The sequence below is a fragment of the Marinobacter sp. genome (assembly GCF_041687235.1).
GTDB lineage: Bacteria > Pseudomonadota > Gammaproteobacteria > Pseudomonadales > Oleiphilaceae > Marinobacter.
Map to the genome: position 1 here is coordinate 225868 of NZ_JAWLCH010000002.1, position 17894 is coordinate 243761.

General features: G+C 56.9%; 15 protein-coding genes. 2 read left to right on the forward strand and 13 right to left on the reverse strand.

Annotated elements, in window-relative coordinates:
- The 13 genes from rluB to sdhC all read right to left on the reverse strand — a co-directional run bounded on the left by rluB (window position 1) and on the right by sdhC (window position 15097).
- Window positions 1–984 carry a 23S rRNA pseudouridine(2605) synthase RluB gene (gene rluB, locus ACESMK_RS04770; protein ID WP_372995795.1) on the reverse strand — a complete coding sequence of 328 codons (984 nt, stop codon included), beginning with the start codon at window positions 982–984 and terminating at the stop codon, window positions 1–3.
- A 39-nt stretch (window positions 985–1023) separates the two neighbouring features.
- Window positions 1024–1662 (reverse strand): SMC-Scp complex subunit ScpB, encoded by a 639-nt coding sequence (gene scpB, locus ACESMK_RS04775; protein ID WP_372995797.1) that lies wholly within the window; start codon window positions 1660–1662, stop codon window positions 1024–1026.
- Window positions 1663–1704: 42 nt separating this feature from the next.
- On the reverse strand, window positions 1705–2538 hold the full coding sequence (locus ACESMK_RS04780) for a segregation and condensation protein A (RefSeq protein WP_372995799.1): 834 nt from the start codon (window positions 2536–2538) through the stop codon (window positions 1705–1707).
- A 59-nt stretch (window positions 2539–2597) separates the two neighbouring features.
- Window positions 2598–3812 carry a tryptophan--tRNA ligase gene (locus ACESMK_RS04785; protein WP_372995801.1) on the reverse strand — a complete coding sequence of 405 codons (1215 nt, stop codon included), beginning with the start codon at window positions 3810–3812 and terminating at the stop codon, window positions 2598–2600.
- Between the two features lie 120 nt (window positions 3813–3932).
- The gene (gene sucD / locus ACESMK_RS04790; RefSeq protein ID WP_064228102.1) at window positions 3933–4805 is read right to left on the reverse strand and encodes a succinate--CoA ligase subunit alpha; all 873 of its coding nucleotides are present in this window, start codon (window positions 4803–4805) and stop codon (window positions 3933–3935) included.
- Window positions 4805–5971 carry an ADP-forming succinate--CoA ligase subunit beta gene (gene sucC, locus ACESMK_RS04795; RefSeq protein WP_372995803.1) on the reverse strand — a complete coding sequence of 389 codons (1167 nt, stop codon included), beginning with the start codon at window positions 5969–5971 and terminating at the stop codon, window positions 4805–4807. Before sucC ends, sucD begins: the two co-directional genes overlap by 1 nt.
- 36 nt (window positions 5972–6007) lie before the next feature.
- On the reverse strand, window positions 6008–7450 hold the full coding sequence (gene lpdA, locus ACESMK_RS04800) for a dihydrolipoyl dehydrogenase (RefSeq protein WP_372995805.1): 1443 nt from the start codon (window positions 7448–7450) through the stop codon (window positions 6008–6010).
- 35 nt (window positions 7451–7485) lie between these two features.
- A complete protein-coding gene (odhB, locus tag ACESMK_RS04805; protein WP_372995807.1) occupies window positions 7486–8715 on the reverse strand; it encodes a 2-oxoglutarate dehydrogenase complex dihydrolipoyllysine-residue succinyltransferase in 1230 nt (409 codons plus the stop codon).
- 25 nt (window positions 8716–8740) lie between these two features.
- Window positions 8741–11578, reverse strand: a complete 2838-nt coding sequence (locus ACESMK_RS04810; protein WP_372995809.1) for a 2-oxoglutarate dehydrogenase E1 component — start codon at window positions 11576–11578, stop codon at window positions 8741–8743.
- A 311-nt stretch (window positions 11579–11889) separates the two neighbouring features.
- Window positions 11890–12594 (reverse strand): succinate dehydrogenase iron-sulfur subunit, encoded by a 705-nt coding sequence (locus tag ACESMK_RS04815; protein WP_372995811.1) that lies wholly within the window; start codon window positions 12592–12594, stop codon window positions 11890–11892.
- A gap of 14 nt (window positions 12595–12608) precedes the next feature.
- Window positions 12609–14381, reverse strand: coding sequence for a succinate dehydrogenase flavoprotein subunit (gene sdhA, locus ACESMK_RS04820; protein WP_372995813.1), 1773 nt, complete (start codon window positions 14379–14381; stop codon window positions 12609–12611).
- 3 nt (window positions 14382–14384) lie between these two features.
- A complete protein-coding gene (gene sdhD / locus ACESMK_RS04825) occupies window positions 14385–14729 on the reverse strand; it encodes a succinate dehydrogenase, hydrophobic membrane anchor protein (RefSeq protein ID WP_008174380.1) in 345 nt (114 codons plus the stop codon).
- Entirely contained in the window at window positions 14723–15097 is a 375-nt protein-coding gene (sdhC, locus tag ACESMK_RS04830; protein ID WP_148606774.1) for a succinate dehydrogenase, cytochrome b556 subunit, read from the reverse strand. The genes sdhD and sdhC overlap by 7 nt, the downstream gene beginning before the upstream one ends.
- A 477-nt stretch (window positions 15098–15574) precedes the next feature.
- On the opposite strand from sdhC, the gene gltA reads away from it, so the two are divergent.
- Window positions 15575–16849: a citrate synthase gene (gene gltA / locus ACESMK_RS04835; RefSeq protein WP_372995816.1), complete on the forward strand. Its 1275-nt coding sequence runs from the start codon at window positions 15575–15577 to the stop codon at window positions 16847–16849.
- A 118-nt stretch (window positions 16850–16967) separates the two neighbouring features.
- Entirely contained in the window at window positions 16968–17840 is an 873-nt protein-coding gene (locus ACESMK_RS04840; RefSeq protein WP_372995818.1) for an NAD(P)-dependent oxidoreductase, read from the forward strand.
- Window positions 17841–17894: the final 54 nt, after the last annotated feature.

Here is a 17894-nt window from a genome sequence, read left to right on the forward strand (position 1 = left end):
TCAGCCGCGGGGTGTTTTGCTCCGCGAGCGCTCCGGCCTTGGGCTGCGGCCCGCCGGTTTTGCTGGCCTGGTATCACTGACGGCCCATTTATTGCCGGGTACTTTCTTGCCGGAGCGGCCAGGGCTTTTGCGCCTCTGGCGGTCATGGGCTGCTTTTTCGTTCGGCGTTTTCTGGGGAATCTCAACCGTCTCGAGCCCGACAGTCCTGCTCAGGGTATCCACGGCCTTCTGGTCAAGCTCTTCCCATTTACCGACAGTCAGTCTGCTGGGCAGAAAAACAGGTCCGTAACGCACCCGTTTGAGACGGCTGACCCGAACCCCCTGGGACTCCCATAACCGCCGAACTTCCCGGTTCCTGCCTTCCAGCAGGGTAACGTGAAACCAACGATTCATACCACTGCCACCGGCTGGTGAGATATCGGAAAACTTCGCCATGCCATCTTCCAGAAGAACACCCTGAAGCAGCCGCTCGATCATTGCATCGTCCACTTCCCCGAAAATACGCACTGCGTACTCCCGATCGATCTGATTGGAGGGGTGCATCAACCGGTTGGCAAGCTCGCCGTCCGTGGTAAAGAGCACCAGGCCGGTGGTGTTGATATCAAGCCGGCCAATGGAGATCCACCGGTGCTCTTTGAGACGCGGCAGACGATCGAACACGGTCGGCCGCCCCTCCGGGTCCTTTCGGGTAGTGACTTCGCCCTCGGGCTTGTTGTAGATAAGCACCCTGCGCATCACGTCCGCTGCCCCGGACACTTCCAGGCGCTTGCCGTCGAGCTCGAAGCGATCTTCCACGGTTGCCTTCTGGCCGGGAGACACCGGCTGGCCGTTCACCGTGAGGCGGCCGGCTTCCATCCAGCCTTCAATTTCCCGGCGTGAACCGATACCCGCTCTGGCGAGTAGCTTCTGGATACGCTCGGGCCCTCCATGGCTAATCTTGTCCTGCGCCGGTCCGGCCGGCTTTTTGGGGCGTTCTGCCGCCATGAAATCAATCCTTAGTCGCTGACTGACACCTGAATGGCATCAGTGAAGTGTCTGGCTCGAAGAGTCGTCGTCATTCTCGGCAGCCGGTGATTCGAACTCGATCTCGGCCTGCATATTCTTTTCGATTTCCCGGCCGATTTCTTCAAGGTCCCGGATTTCGTTCAGGGGCGGCAGCTGGTCCAGGCCCGTGAGGTTGAAATAATCCAGAAACTGTTTGGTCGTCGCGTACATGGCCGGACGACCGGGAACATCGCGGTGGCCGACAACGCGCACCCACTCTCGCTCAAGCAGGGTACGAATGATATTGCTGCTTACCGTAACACCCCGAATGTCCTCAATTTCACCCCGCGTGATGGGTTGCCGGTAGGCAATCAGCGCGAGGGTTTCCAGGAGTGCCCTGGAATAGCGCTGGGGTTTTTCCTCAAACAGGCGACCGACCCAGGGCGCGAATTCCTCGCGAACCTGGATCCGGTAGCCACTGGCGACCTTCTTCAGTTCAAATCCCCTGCCCTCACAGGCCGCCTCAAGAAGCACCATCACGTGCTCCATGACCTGCCGGGCCGGACGCTCCTCTTCACTGAACAGCTCCCGGAGCTGGTCGAGGGACAGCGGCTTGCCCGCCGCCAGCAAGGCCGCTTCGGCAATGGCCTGGATTCTCGCCAGATGCTCTTCATTCATGGTGTCTAATCCGTTTTCTCGTGCTTTCGGTTACCGGCGGTTTTAGCTGGCTGCCCTGGCGCGGACATGAATCGGGCCAAGCACTTCCGCCTGGACAACCTCAATCAGCTGTTCTTTGACCAGCTCCAGTGTCGCAAGGAAGGTAACCACAACTCCAAGACGCCCCTCCTCCAGTGTGAACAGGCTCTCGAAGGTCACAAAACGATCATCCTGAAGCACCGACAAAATCGCGGACATGCGCTCACGGGTGGAGAGCCTTTCACGCTCCACATGGTGGCTGGTGAACAGATCCGCACGCTTCAATACACCCTGGAGTGCCAGCAGCATTTCCCTCAGGTCCACATCGGGATGGGGCTGAGTGGAAGGCATCTTCGGCAGAGTGGCGGAGGCTGCATAGTTATCCCGCTCCAGGCGGGGCATCTCGTCGATATCCTCGGCCGCTTGCTTGAACCGTTCATACTGCTGCAGCCGCCGAATCAGTTCAGCCCTCGGATCAATCTCTTCCTCGTCGTCGCTCTCCTGGCGGGGCAGCAGCATTCTGGATTTGATCTCCGCCAGGGTTGCCGCCATCACCAGGTATTCTGCAGCCAACTCAAATCTCATGGCTTCGACGGCGCCGATGTAGTCCATGTACTGACGGGTAATCTCGCTGACGTCGATATCCAGAATATTCATATTCTGGCGACGGATAAGATAAAGCAGGAGATCCAGTGGCCCTTCAAAAGCTTCCAGGAACACTGCAAGCGCATCCGGCGGGATATAGAGGTCTTTGGGAAGATCCACCACCGGCTTGCCGGACACCCGCGCAAGCGGCGATTGCTCTGGTGTGGCGTCCTGACCTTCGGGCGTTGCCTGATCGGTGGATTCTTCCGTCATAACCTTTCACTCCGGAGCAGCGCCGTGCCTGTCAGGCCCCGGCACCGGATCCTGCGGGTTCAGCGATAATGAAGCCCCATCGCTGCGCGGACTTCCTCGAGGGTATCACGAGCGGCATCACGGGCGTGTTCACGGCCTTCCTGGAGAATGGAGTGGACCAGATCCGGATTGCCCTCATACTCCCGCGCCCGTTCGTGAAGCGGACGCTGTTCTTCAACGATGGCATCAATCAGCGGCTTCTTGCAGTCCAGACAGCCAATGCCCGCGCTGCGGCAGCCAGTCTGAACCCATTCCCGGGTGTCAGCGTCGGAGTAAATCTTATGCATCCCCCACACCGGGCACTTCTCCGGTTCACCCGGATCGGTTCGGCGAACCCGCTGGGGGTCGGTCTGCATGGTACGGACCTTCTGCGCAACACTGTCCGGCTCTTCCCGCAGGCCTATATAGTTGTTGTAGGACTTGGACATCTTCTGGCCGTCCAGCCCCGGTAACTTGGATTCCGGCGTCAACAACGGCTGCGGCTCGGGCAGAATAACCTTGCCACCACCTTCAATATAGCCATACAGGCGCTCACGATCGCCCAGGGAGATATTCTGCTGTTCTTTCAGCAGGGCCCGCGCTGTTTCCAGGGCTTCCATATCGCCCTCTTCCTGATAGCGCTTCTTGAGATTGCGATAAAGCTTGGCGTTTTTCTTGCCCATCTTCACGATGGCACCTTCGGCCTGCTCTTCGAATCCTGGTTCCCGGCCGTAGATATGGTTAAAGCGTCGGGCAACCTCCCGGGTAATCTCGACATGAGAAACCTGATCAGCACCCACGGGAACCTTTCCGGCCCGATAGACCAGGATGTCTGCGCTTTGCAGCAACGGGTAACCCAGGAAGCCATAGGTCGCCAGATCTTTCTCCCGGAGCTTTTCCTGCTGGTCCTTGAAAGTGGGGACCCGCTCCAGCCAGCCGAGAGGAGTAATCATCGACAGCAGCAGGTGCAGTTCCGCATGTTCGGGCACCTGAGACTGGATAAACATGGTGGACGAGCCCGGATTCACTCCGGCCGCAAGCCAGTCAATGACCATATCCCAGACGCTCTGCTCAATGCCCGAGGGGTCGTCGTAGTTGGTGGTCAGCGCGTGCCAGTCCGCCACAAAGAAGAAGCATTCGAATTCGTGCTGGAGTTTCACCCAGTTTTTCAGCACACCGTGATAGTGGCCAAGGTGAAGCTTGCCGGTCGGACGCATGCCGGACAAAACCCTTTGCTGGGAATCTACAGAACTCAAAGCACGAACTCCTTATTTTGTATTGGAACCGCCATCATAGTTCAGGCGACCCGGCATTATAAATAAAAAACCCCCGCTCTGCAGGGCAGAAACGGGGGTTTTTACTGAAAGAAGGCCAGCTTACCAGCCAGTGACTTCCTTCAGGGCCTGGCCAATCTCGGCCAGACTGCGGACAGTGCGCACACCGGCGTCTTCCAGGGCGGCAAACTTCTCGTCTGCTGTGCCCTTACCACCGGAGATAATAGCACCGGCGTGACCCATACGCTTGCCCGGAGGCGCAGTAACACCAGCGATGTAGGAAACCACCGGCTTGGTGACGTTCTGCTTGATATAGGCTGCGGCTTCTTCCTCGGCGGTACCGCCGATTTCGCCGATCATTACAATGGCTTCGGTCTCAGGATCTTCCTGAAGCAGCGCCAGGATATCGATGAAGTTGGAGCCCGGAATCGGGTCACCACCGATACCGATACAGGTAGACTGACCGTAGCCGAAGTCAGTGGTCTGCTTGACCGCTTCGTAAGTCAGGGTGCCTGAACGGGATACGATACCCACCTTGCCTTTCTTGTGGATGTGGCCAGGCATGATGCCGATCTTGCACTCGTCCGGAGTGATAACACCCGGGCAGTTGGGGCCGATCATGCGAACGCCCTTGCGATCCACGTATTCCTTGGCGTAGAGCATATCGATGGTCGGGATACCTTCAGTGATACATACGATCAGCTGAATGCCGGCATCCGCCGCTTCGATGATGGCGTCTTTACAGAACGGCGCCGGAACGTAGATAACGGTCGCTTCTGCGCCGGTTGCTTCAACGGCGTCACGCACGGTGTTGAACACCGGCAGTCCCAGATGCTCGGTGCCGCCCTTGCCGGGGCTGACGCCGCCAACCATCTTGGTACCGTAGGCAATCGCCTGCTCTGAGTGGAAGGTGCCCTGCGCGCCGGTAAAGCCCTGACAGATAACCTTGGTGTCTTTGTTAATCAGGATGCTCATTATTTACCCCCTGCGGCTTTGACAACTTGCTCTGCCGCATTCGACAGACTGGTAGCGGCAATGATGTTCAGGCCGCTGTCGGCGAGTACCTGAGTACCCTTCTCCGCGTTGTTGCCTTCAAGGCGAACCACAACAGGAACCTTCACGCCCACTTCCTTCACGGCACCGATGATGCCCTCTGCGATCATGTCGCAACGAACGATGCCGCCGAAGATGTTGACCAGAACCGCCTTGACGTTGGAGTCAGACAGGATGATCTTGAACGCTTCAGATACGCGCTCTTTGGTAGCACCGCCACCAACGTCCAGGAAGTTGGCAGGCTGGCCGCCGGACAGCTTGATGATGTCCATGGTGCCCATGGCCAGGCCTGCGCCGTTAACCATGCAGCCGATATTGCCTTCGAGAGCCACGTAGTTGAGTTCCCACTTGGCTGCTTCCGCTTCCCGGGAATCTTCCTGGGAGGGATCGTGCATCTCGTGGATTTTCTTCTGACGGTACAGGGCGTTGCCGTCAACGCCAATCTTGGCGTCCAGGCAGTGCAGGTCACCGGCCGGGGTGATCACCAGCGGGTTGATCTCAACCAGTGCCAGGTCGCACTCTTCAAACAGCTTGGCCAGACCCAGGAAGATCTTGGTGAACTGCCCGATCTGCTTGCCTTCAAGACCGAGCTTGAACGCCAGCTCGCGGCCCTGGTATGGCTGTGCGCCCACCAGCGGGTCAACTTCTGCCTTCAGGATTTTCTCGGGAGTCTCTTCAGCAACCTTCTCGATCTCAACACCGCCTTCGGTGGAGGCCATGAACACGATACGACGGGTACCGCGGTCAACAACGGCGCCCAGGTACAGTTCCTGGTCGATGTCGGTGAGGGATTCAACCAGAATCTTGCTGACCGGCTGGCCGTTTTCATCTGTCTGATAGGTTACCAGGTTCTTGCCCAGCCACTTCTCGGCGAACTCACGGATCTCTTCTTTGCTCTTGACCAGCTTTACACCGCCGGCCTTACCACGGCCACCTGCGTGAACCTGAGCCTTGACAACCCATGCGTCACCGCCGATCTCGCCGGCAGCATCGACTGCTTCCTTCGGAGTATCACAGGCAATGCCCTTGGATACTGGCAGGCCATATTCAGCGAAAAGCTGTTTGCCCTGATATTCATGCAAATTCATAGTTAATGTCCCGAATTAAAAAATTCCTGGTTTGCGTTACTTCTTTTTGCGGCGGTTGGCGATATGAATCGCGCCACCACCGACGGCCAGAGCTGCCTCATGCACGGACTCGGAGAGAGTCGGGTGTGCAAAGCAGGTCAGGGCCAGATCTTCAGCACTGGAACCGAATTCCATGGCGATCACGCCCTGGGCAACGATTTCAGAAGCCTGGGGACCAACAACATGGAAACCAACGATACGGTCGGTTTTCGCATCAGCAATGATCTTGACCAGGCCCGATGCCGAGTTTGCAGCCATGGCACGGCCATTAGCGGCAAACGGGAAGGTCCCCACGTTGTATTCTTCACCCTCGGCCTTCATCTGCTCTTCGGTTTTGCCTACCCAGGCAACTTCCGGAAAGGTGTATACAACGTTCGGGATGCAGTCGTAGTTGACCTGAGGCTTGTGCCCGGCAATACGCTCCGCAACCATAATGCCTTCTTCAGACGCTTTGTGGGCCAGCATCGGTCCACGAACCACGTCACCGATCGCCCAGACACCCGGCGCTTCGGTTTTACAGTTGTCATCCACAAAGATGAAGCCACGCTCATCCATCTGGACGCCAGAATCTTCAGACAACAGGTTGTCGGTGTAGGGCCGACGGCCAACCGCGACAATCAGCTTGTCGAACTTGGCTTCATGCTTGCCTTTGGAATCTTCATAGTTCACGTTGACCAGCTTGCGCTTCACTTCCGCGCCGGTCATGCGTGCACCCATGACAATGTTCAGCCCCTGCTTCTGGAACTGCTTCAGGGCATCCTTGGCTACCTGCTGGTCAACAGCCGGCAGGAAGGTGTCCTGGGCTTCCAGAACGGTTACCTCGGCACCCAGGCGGGCCCAGACGCTACCGAGCTCAAGACCGATGACACCGGCACCGATAACACCAAGACGCTTGGGTACTTCGGTGAACTCCAGAGCACCCTCGGAATCCACGATGTATTCGCCATCGAATGGCGCGGGCGGAATCTGGATCGGCTTGGAGCCGGTGGCCAGAATGATGTTTTCGGCTTCGTAAGTCTTCGACTTACCGTCCTTGTCGGTCACTTCAACCTTGCGGTTTGCCAGCAGTTTGCCGTGGCCGTGGATGGAGGTAACGCCATTGGACTTGAACAGACCGGCAATGCCGCCTGTCAGTTGCTTAACGATGCCGCGCTTGCGCTCCATCATCTTGCCGATGTCCATTTTAACATCCTTGGCGATAATGCCCTGCATCTCGAAGTCGTGGCTGGACTCCTCAAACTTGTGAGAAATCTCCAGCAGCGCCTTGGAGGGAATGCAGCCAACGTTCAGGCAGGTACCACCGAGCACCTGAGCCTTGCCGTCTTCAGCGGTCCAGGATTCAACACACGCGGTCTTGAGACCGAGCTGAGCCGCTTTGATGGCGGCTACGTAGCCCCCGGGGCCTGCACCAATGACAATGACGTCGTACTTATCAGACATAGCTTATCCCGTTTTCCGATTCGTTAAATGTCAGCTCAGACGTCCAGCAGAATACGAGCCGGGTCTTCAAGCATTTCCTTGATGGCAACCAGGAACTGCACCGCTTCCTTGCCATCAATCATCCGGTGGTCGTAAGAAAGCGCCAGATACATCATCGGCAGAATCTCAACCTTGCCGTTCACAGCCATGGGGCGCTCCTGGATCTTGTGCATACCCAGGATGGCAGTCTGCGGCGGATTCAGGATCGGCGTGGAAATCAACGAGCCGAAAATGCCGCCGTTGGTAATGGTGAAGGTGCCGCCGGTCATATCTTCAATCGCCAGCTTGCCTTCCTTCGCCTTGGTGCCGTACTCGACGATCTTCTTCTCGATGTCGGCCAGGCCCATGGCATCGGAATCGCGAAGTACCGGAACCACCAGACCCCGGTCGGTGGATACCGCTACACCGATATCCTGGTAGCCGTGGTAAACCATGTCGTTTCCATCGATGGAGGCGTTCACCGCCGGGAAACGCTTCAGCGCTTCGGTAGCCGCCTTGGTAAAGAACGACATGAAGCCCAGTTTGATACCGTGACGCTTCACGAAGCTGTCCTGGTACTGCTTGCGCAGCTCCATGATCGGCGCCATGTTCACCTCGTTAAAGGTGGTCAGCATGGCAGCACTCTGCTGCGCATTGACCAGACGCTTCGCGATGCTCGCACGCAGACGGGTCATCGGCACACGCTTCTCAGGACGCTCACCCTGGCTGACATTCACCTCGGGCATGTCCGCCGCAGGCTTGGGCGCAGAAGCGCCGCCGGATGACTTGGCACTGTCCACGTGGTTCTGAACGTCTTCCTTGGTAACACGGCCGTCTTTGCCGGTACCCTTGACAGCGTTCGGATCAACGTTGTTTTCCTCGGCCAGCTTGCGGGCAGCCGGGCTCAGGATCGCTTCACCGGAAGAAGCGTCACTCTTGGCTTCTTCTTTCGGAGCGTCTTCCTTGCTTTCTTCCTTCTTGCTTTCTGCAGGCTTGGACTCACCCGCTGCGCCTTCCTTGAACTTGCCAACTACCTCACCGCTTTCAACGGTGTCGCCTTCGTTCTTGATAATTTCTTCAATAACGCCATCCGCCGGCGCCACAACTTCAAGAACAACCTTGTCGGTCTCGATATCAACAATCAGCTCATCGCGTGAACAGGCTTCACCCGGCTGCTTGTGCCAGGTCGCGACAGTACCCTCTGCGACCGACTCCGGGAAAACGGGGGCTTTAATCTCAGTAGACATTACAGATCCTTAGTTCGGTAGCTCGTCAAATTTCAAACGCGTCGTTAACCAGTTTCTTCTGCTCTTCAATGTGGACCGACATATGGCCACAGGCAGGAGCAGCGGAAGCGTCACGACCGGCATACTGAAGGTACAGCTTGGGATTCAGGCGGTGCAGCGCGTTACGCATATGATGCTGGCTGCAATACCAGGCACCCTGATTCATCGGCTCTTCCTGACACCAGACAACATGCTTGAGCTTGCTGTAGTTGCTCAGCAGCTCATCGAGGTCGTCTCCCGGGAACGGGTAGAGCTGTTCGATACGGACGATAGCGACATCATCACGCTCATCGGCCTTCTTCTTTTCCAGAAGATCGAAGTAGACCTTGCCACTGCACATAATCAGGCGCGTTACTTTCTTCGGATCTGACGGTTCCTTCTCGGGCAGAACTGTCTGGAAGGTTCCGGAGGTCAGATCATCCAGATCGGAGGTCGCTTCCTTGTGACGCAGCAGGCTCTTCGGCGTGATCGCCACCAGCGGCTTGCGCAGCGGACGCTTGACCTGGCGACGAAGCATGTGGAACACCTGCGACGGCGTCGTCGGCACACACACCTGGATGTTGTGCTCGGCACACAGCTGAAGGAAACGCTCGAGGCGCGCGGAACTGTGCTCCGGCCCCTGCCCTTCATAACCATGGGGCAACAGGAGGGTCAGACCGCAAAGGCGTCCCCACTTGTGCTCACCACTGGTCAGGAACTGGTCGATCACCACCTGAGCACCGTTGGCAAAGTCGCCGAATTGCGCTTCCCAGACCACCAGACCGTTGGGGGCCGTGGTCGAGTAGCCGTATTCAAATGCCATCACCGCTTCTTCGGAGAGCAGCGAATCATAGATCTCGAATTTCGGCTGGTTCTCTGACAACTGCTCAAGGGCAATATGGGTAGAGCCGTCTTTCTGGTTGTGGAGAACCGCATGGCGGTGCGAGAAAGTACCACGACCAACGTCCTGACCGGTGATGCGGATCGGATGACCTTCATTGAGCAAGGTCGCATAGGCCATGACTTCGCCGTAGCCCCAGTTGATGGGCAAGGCACCGGCGGTCATTTTCTCGCGGTCAGAAACAATCTTGGAAACCTGGCGCTGAATACTGAAACCTTCGGGTACAGAGGTCAGTTTCTTGCCAAGCTTCTGAATGGTTTTCAGGGCCACGCTGGACTTGCACTTGGCCGTCCACTCGTGTCCGAGGTAAGGCGTCCAGTCGACGTAGAGCTCCTTGTTGGGCTCCTTGACCAGGGATTTGACCACGTGTTCGCCGTTATCCAGGGCGTCACGATAGTCGTTCTCCATTTGCTTGGCTTCTTCCTCGGTAATCACTCCGGCTGCAACCAGCTGCTCCGCATAAAGGTTGCGGGTGGTTTTCAGCTTGCGGATCTTCTCGTACATGACCGGCTGGGTCGCCGCCGGCTCATCCGCTTCGTTGTGACCACGACGACGGTAGCAGACGAGATCGATCACCACGTCATTCTTGAACTCATTGCGGTAGTCCATGGCCATCTGGGTGACGAACATGACCGCCTCCGGGTCGTCCGCATTCACGTGCAGAATCGGCGCCTGGATCATTTTGGCCACGTCGGTACAGTATTCCGTAGACCGCGCATCTTCCTGCTTGCTGGTAGTGAAACCAACCTGGTTGTTGATGACGATATGGATGGTGCCGCCAACGCCAAAGCCACGGGTCTGGGACATCTGGAAGGTTTCCATCACCACGCCCTGGCCGGCAAACGCCGCGTCGCCGTGCATGATGATCGGAACAACCTTGGTGCCTTCGTCATCATTGCGGCGGGTTTGGCGGGCCCGAACGGAGCCCTCGACCACCGGAGAAACAATTTCCAGATGGGAAGGGTTGAACGCCATCGCCAGGTGAACTTCGCCACCCGGGGTCATCACATTGGATGAGAAGCCCTGGTGGTATTTAACGTCACCAGAACCGGAATCAGCCAGCTTCTTGCCTTCGAACTCATCAAACAGCTCTCTCGGGTTCTTGCCCAGCGTATTGACCAGAACGTTCAGCCGACCACGGTGAGCCATACCCAGAACGATTTCCTTGGCGCCGTAGGAGCCCGCCCGCTGGATCAGTTCATCCAGGCAGGGAATCAGGCTCTCGCCGCCCTCAAGGCCGAATCGTTTCACGCCCGGGTAGCGGGACCCAAGGTACTTTTCAAGGCCTTCGGCTGCCGTCAGACGCTCGAGAATGTGCTTGCGGGTGTTGTCCTCGTAGGCCGGCCTTGAGCGAACCGGCTCCATACGCTGCTGGAACCAACGCTTGATGCGGGTATCAACAACGTGCATGTATTCAGCGCCGATGCTCTCGCAATACGTCTGTCTCAGGCCATCGACAATGTCTCCGAGTTTCATGGTCTCGGAGCCGAGGTTCAGGGAACCGGTCTGGAATTCGAGATCGCGATCGGAATCCAACAGCTCGTGGAACGAGGGGTCCAGGTCTTCAACCTTGGGACGCTGCCACACGCCAAGCGGATCCAGCTTCGCTTCCTGATGGCCGCGAAAGCGATAAGCGTTAATCAGCTGAAGAACACGAATCTGTTTCTTGTCGGCGTCAGACGTTGCGCTGGCGGGAACGCCGCCACTGGCAAGGAAACGCTGATTACGGGAGATGTGTTCGAACTGTTCGCGGATGGAAGAGTGGGCAATGTCGCGGCCCTGATAGCCATCGACACTGGGTAGTTTGTCGAAATAGCTGCGCCACTCTTCGGGAACGGCGTTGGGGTCTGTCAGGTAGGTTTCAAAAAGCTGTTCAACATAGGCAAGATTTCCACCCTGAAGGTGGGAAGTCTGCCATAACTGCTCCATTATGCTTTCGTGCATCTTGAATAGCTCACCTTGGGCTGGTGCGGGGAGCCCGATATGGTCGGCCAGGGGTATTTCTCAGTCAATACGGGTTTTTACGGGATCGACTTTGGCCACCACACCCGACATGGATGTTTTCCATTCCCCGGTGGTTTTTATACTCAGCAAAACAGGGAGAAAACTTTATAAGTTCCCGCCACGGCTTGCGTAGTGTGCACCCGGGTAAGACTTTTGACTATAAGCCTTTGGTTGAAGGCCCCGCAAATTGCGAGGCCTTCCGGGTACTAACCTGATCAGAACAGTATAGCGTCTGGCGCAAATCCTGCTGCTTAAGTCGCCCTTTGCAGCAAAAGATTCCGAATGTGGCCGATAGCCCTTGTGGGGTTCAGACCTTTCGGGCAGACACTGACACAGTTCATGATGCCCCGGCAGCGGAATACACTGAACGGGTCATCAAGATTGGCAAGGCGCTCGGCCTGAGCCGTGTCCCGGCTGTCGGCCAGGAAGCGGTAGGCCTGCAACAGACCGGCGGGGCCGATGAACTTGTCCGGGTTCCACCAGAACGACGGACAGGAAGTTGAACAGCAGGCACAGAGAATACACTCGTACAGGCCATCCAGCTTCTCGCGGTCTTCCGGAGACTGCAGCCGCTCAATCGCCGGTGCGGGCTTGTCATTGATAAGGTAAGGCATGACCTTTTCGTACTGTTTGTAGAAAAGACTCATATCAACAACCAGATCACGAATGACAGGCAGTCCTGGCAGAGGGCGCAGCACCAGCTTGTTGTTTTTCACAACCTGGGAAACCGGCGTAATGCAGGCCAGGCCGTTCTTGCCGTTCATGTTCATGCCATCAGAGCCACAAACACCCTCCCGACAGGACCGGCGGTAGGCCATTGAAGGATCGCGTTCCTTGATGAGGTTCAGCACATCAAGAACCATCAGATCCTTGCCTTCCGGAATTTCGACATCCACGTCCTGCATGTAGGGCGCATTGTCGCTTTCCGGGTTATAACGATAAAGGCTTACTAACATTTTCGGAGTCCCCCTTAGTAAGTCCGGACCTTCGGCTCAAACGTGGCCACCGTCTTCGGTGCAAAGTTCACATCACGCTTGCCCACGCGTTTTTCCAACGGGAAGTACATGGAGTGCTTCAGCCAGTTCTCATCGTCACGCTCGGTGAAATCGTTCCTGGCGTGTGCGCCACGGCTTTCCTTACGCTCAAACGCGGAAATAGCGGTAGACAGCGCCACTTCATAAAGGTTATCCAGCTCAAGCGCTTCGATTCGGGCGGTGTTGAAGGCGTTACTGGTATCGGCCAGCTTGGTGTTACGCACACGCTCGCCAATGGCTTCCAGCTTCTTGAGACCTTCTTCCATGCTCTTGCCGTCGCGGAATACACCGAAGTAAAGCTGCATGCAGTTCTGAAGATCCTTGCGAACCTCTGCCACGCTCTCGCCCTCGGAGGCACTGTTCAGACGATCAAGCCGCGCCATGGCACGCTTGATATCCTCTTCACTGGCACCATCAACCTCAAAGCCGCCACGCAGCTGCTCCTCGATGTGCAGGCCAGCCGCACGACCAAAGACCACCAAGTCCAGCAGAGAATTGCCGCCCAGACGGTTAGCACCATGCACCGATACACAGGCCGCTTCGCCGCAGGCAAACAGACCGGGAATGGGCTTGTCGTTTCCGTTTTCATCCTGAGTCAGAGCCTGACCGCCGACGTTGGTCGGAATGCCACCCATCATATAGTGACAGGTCGGTACAACCGGAATCGGCTCCTTGACAGGATCAACGTGAGCAAAGGTACGGGACAGCTCACAAATGCCCGGCAGACGCAGGTTCAGAGTCTCTTCACCAAGGTGATCGAGCTTCAGCAGAACGTGATCCTTGTCCGGACCACAGCCACGGCCTTCCAGGATCTCGATAACCATCGCACGGGCGACTACGTCGCGACCCGCCAGGTCTTTCGCGTTCGGCGCATAACGCTCCATGAAACGCTCGCCTTCGGCGTTGATCAGGTAACCACCCTCACCCCGGCAACCCTCGGTCACCAGCGTGCCGGCACCGTAAATTCCGGTCGGATGGAACTGCCACATTTCCATATCCTGCATCGGGAAGCCAGCGCGCAGCGCCATACCGATACCATCACCAGTATTAATGAGGGCGTTGGTTGTGGAGGCATAGATACGACCCGCACCACCGGTCGCCAGCACGGTCGCCTTGGACTTGATGTAGGCGACCTCACCGGTTTCCACCTCGATCGCAACAACACCAACAACCTCGTCCTTGCTGTTCTTGACGAGATCTACCGCGTACCACTCATTGAGGAAGGTGGTTCCGCCCTTGATGTTGGCCTGATACAGCGTGTGAAGAAGCGCGTGACCGGTACGGTCAGCCGCGGCACAGGTACGTGCAGCCTGGGTCGGATTGTCCGGCCCCTTGGACTGACCACCGAAAGGACGCTGGTAGATGCGGCCCTGCTCGGTACGGGAGAAAGGCAGCCCCATGTGCTCCAGTTCGAATACCGCCTGGGGACCTACAGAACACATATACTCAACGGCGTCCTGGTCGGCAATGTAGTCCGAACCCTTTACCGTGTCATACATGTGCCAGCGCCAGTCGTCATTCGGATCAGCGCTTGCGATCGCACAGGTAATACCGCCCTGGGCAGATACGGTGTGCGAGCGAGTCGGAAACACCTTGGTGACACACGCGGTATTGACGCCTGACTCAGTCAGCTGAAGAGCGGCACGCATGCCGGATCCGCCACCGCCGATAACAATCGCGTCAAAGGACATGGTCTTGATATTAGCCATCGATTAAAGCCCCCAAAGAATCTGAATGCCCCAAACCACATATACGAACATGGTCAGCCCACAAGCTGCCTGCACGATAAACCTGGGACCCATGGCCTTGATGTAGTCCGTGGTTACTGTCCAGAGCCCCACCCAGGCGTGCGCACCAATAGACAGCAGTGCCATCAGGGTAAAGATGCGGAACCAGGTCTGGTCGAACAACGCGTTCCAGGTGTCGTAGTTGACATCGGTCGTCAACATGTAACCAAGCAGGAAAATTGTATACAAAGCAAGTACGTAGGCGGTTACCCTCTGGATCAGCCAGTCGAAGACACCACTGCGACCCAGGTTCGTGACGCTGTTTACCATACCCAGACTCCTGCCAGAACGATGAGAATGACGGAAACCACAATCGTGATCTTCGAGGCGAGGCGGCCGCTCTCGAGCTCTTCACCAATGCCCATATCCATGAACAGGTGCTTGATACCCGCAACCAGGTGGTACAACAGAGCAGACAAGATGCCCCAGATAATCAGCTTGGCAAGGAAGCTGTCCAGCAGTTCACTTACCCGACTGAAGCCCTCTTCCCCGGACAGGGAAAGCTGAAGTCCGTAGAGCATGAACGCAACACCAACAAAAATGATGATGCCGCTGATACGGTGCAATATGGACGTAATGGCTGGCAGCGGAAAATGAAACTTGCCGAGATCGAGATTTACTGGTCGTTTGCTATTCACAGCGCTCTCACACTCTCTCTTGGTTCCGCGGGACCGGAAAACCGGGTGCGGATGGTTGGTATGTAAGGATCGGCGTGCTGATACGAAACCGGCACACGATTGGCTCAGAAGGGAGGAAACCTTACCGGCAACCCGCTATTTACAGGCAGCGGGAAAAGGTTTATCCCCGATTCCGGGCTAGGGATTATAAGGAGTGTCCTAACCAATTACAAACCTGCAACGTCGCTCAGGCCGCGTATTTCAGGGGGTTAAGCAAGCTATAAGGATGATTGACAAATCCTTTTCTTGCCCCAATCCGTTGTTATTCGGGATATCCCTCATTTACAACGAATGTCAAATTCTGGCTTTTCCGGACTCTTCCATTGACAAAAAAAGCCAACGCCCTATATTTTGCCGCCAGTTTTGCGATAATACGCGCCTTCTAGCGCATCCATAACTGTAGATAAAGCTGTCAAAGCTGATAAATAGGAGAGCACCATGACCGACAGGAAAGCCACGCTCTCGGTGGGGGACAAGTCCATTGAGCTACCGGTTTATTCCGGCACCGTCGGCCCTGACGTTATCGACGTACGAGGCCTAGTCCAGGAAGGCGTTTTCACATACGATCCAGGATTCGTATCCACAGCAGCCTGCGAATCGGCCATTACCTACATCGACGGTGCAAACGGCGTTCTCCTGCACCGCGGCTACCCGATTGAACAGCTGGCCGAACATTCCGACTACCTTGAAGTCTGCTACCTCCTGCTCCACGGCGAGCTTCCAAGCGCTGAAGAGAACAAACGGTTCCACGACACCATCAAGAACCACACCATGCTGCACGACCAGATGCGGAACTTCTTCCAGGGCTTCCGTCGTGACGCACACCCGATGGCCATCATGTGCGGCGTCGTAGGCGCCCTGTCGGCGTTCTACCATGACCAGATGGACGTGACCAACCAGCAACAGCGGGAAATCACTGCCCACCGCCTGATCGCAAAAATGCCGACCATTGCAGCCTGGTGCTACAAATACAGCATTGGCCAGCCGTTCATGTACCCGCGCAATGACCTCTCGTACTCCGAGAACTTCCTGCAGATGATGTTTGGCGTTCCCTGCGAGGAATACAAGCCTAATCCGATCCTGGCCAAGGCCATGGACAAGATCTTCATCCTGCACGCGGACCACGAACAGAACGCGTCGACCTCCACCGTGCGCCTGGCTGGTTCGACCGGCGCAAACCCCTACGCCTGTATCGCCTCCGGCATTGCTGCGCTGTGGGGCCCCGCACACGGCGGTGCCAACGAAGCTGTACTCGATATGCTGGCCGAGATCGGCGACGAATCCAACATCGAGAAATTCATCGCCAAGGCCAAGGACAAAGACGATCCGTTCCGCCTGATGGGCTTCGGTCACCGGGTCTACAAGAACTTCGACCCGCGGGCCAAGGTCATGGCAGAAACCGCTCACGAGGTTCTGACAGAGCTGGGCCTGGAGAACGATCCCCTGCTCAAGATCGCCCAGCGTCTCGAGAAAATTGCGCTGGAAGACGAGTACTTCGTCAAGCGCAAGCTCTACCCGAACGTGGATTTCTACTCCGGCCTGATTCTCAAGGCCATCGGCATCCCGACCTCGATGTTCACCGTGATCTTCGCCCTGTCTCGCACCATTGGCTGGTTCTCGCACTGGAACGAGATGGTCAGCGGCGACTATCGTATCGGTCGCCCGCGCCAGTTGTACACTGGTTCGGAGTCCCGGGATTACCCGACCAAGTAAATCCGGTTTTTCGGGTAAGACGTAATCAAAGGCCGCTGAATCAGCGGCCTTTTTTATTCCGTCCCGCCCTACTCTTCTGTGCTAAGTTAACCCGATAAAAACATAAGAGGAGAAAGCAATGACAACCGCAGCATTTATCGGCCTTGGCGTCATGGGCTACCCGATGGCCGGCCACCTCGCCAACGCCGGGCTCACTGTCAGGGTCTGGAACCGGACCTCCACCAAAGCCAACCAGTGGGCCGGCGAATATCCCGGAAGCAACTGCGGCACCATCGCTGATGCCGTTAAAGGGGCCGATATCGTGCTGACTTGCGTTGGCGCCGATACCGACCTCAAAGCGGTGTATGAAGGCGATGAGGGCATTTTCGCCAATGCGCCGGAAGGCGCCGTTCTTGTGGATCACACCACGGCTTCCGCCGGCATTGCCGAATATCTGGCCGAGACTGCGCGCAGCAGGAACATGGGCTTTGTCGACGCACCTGTTTCCGGAGGCCAGCAGGGCGCCGAGAACGGCAAACTGACCATTATGTGCGGCGGCTCCGAGCAGGACTACGCCAAAGCCGAGCCTGTGATGAAGCACTATGCCCGGGCGCTCAACCTGATGGGCCCCGCTGGCAGCGGCCAGAAAACCAAAATGGTCAACCAGATTGCCATTGCCGGCCTGGTACAGGGACTGTCGGAGGCGCTGCACTTCGCCGAGCAGGCAGAATTGGATGTAGCAAAAGTGGTCGACGTGATATCAAAGGGAGCGGCCCAGTCTTGGCAGATGGAAAATCGTTCAGGGACCATGATTGCCGGTGAATTCGAGCACGGGTTTGCCGTTGACTGGATGCGGAAGGATCTGGGCATCTGCCTCGAGGAAGCGCGCAAGGTAAACGCTTCGCTGCCGGTGACGGCCCTGGTGGATCAGTTCTATGCAGATGTGCAGTCCATGGGCGGGAAACGCTGGGACACCTCATCTCTTATCCAGAGATTGAGAAAGTTCCGGTAACAGCAGACACCGGGGGTCAGATCAACGCGTTGATCTGACCCCAAGCCCAATCGA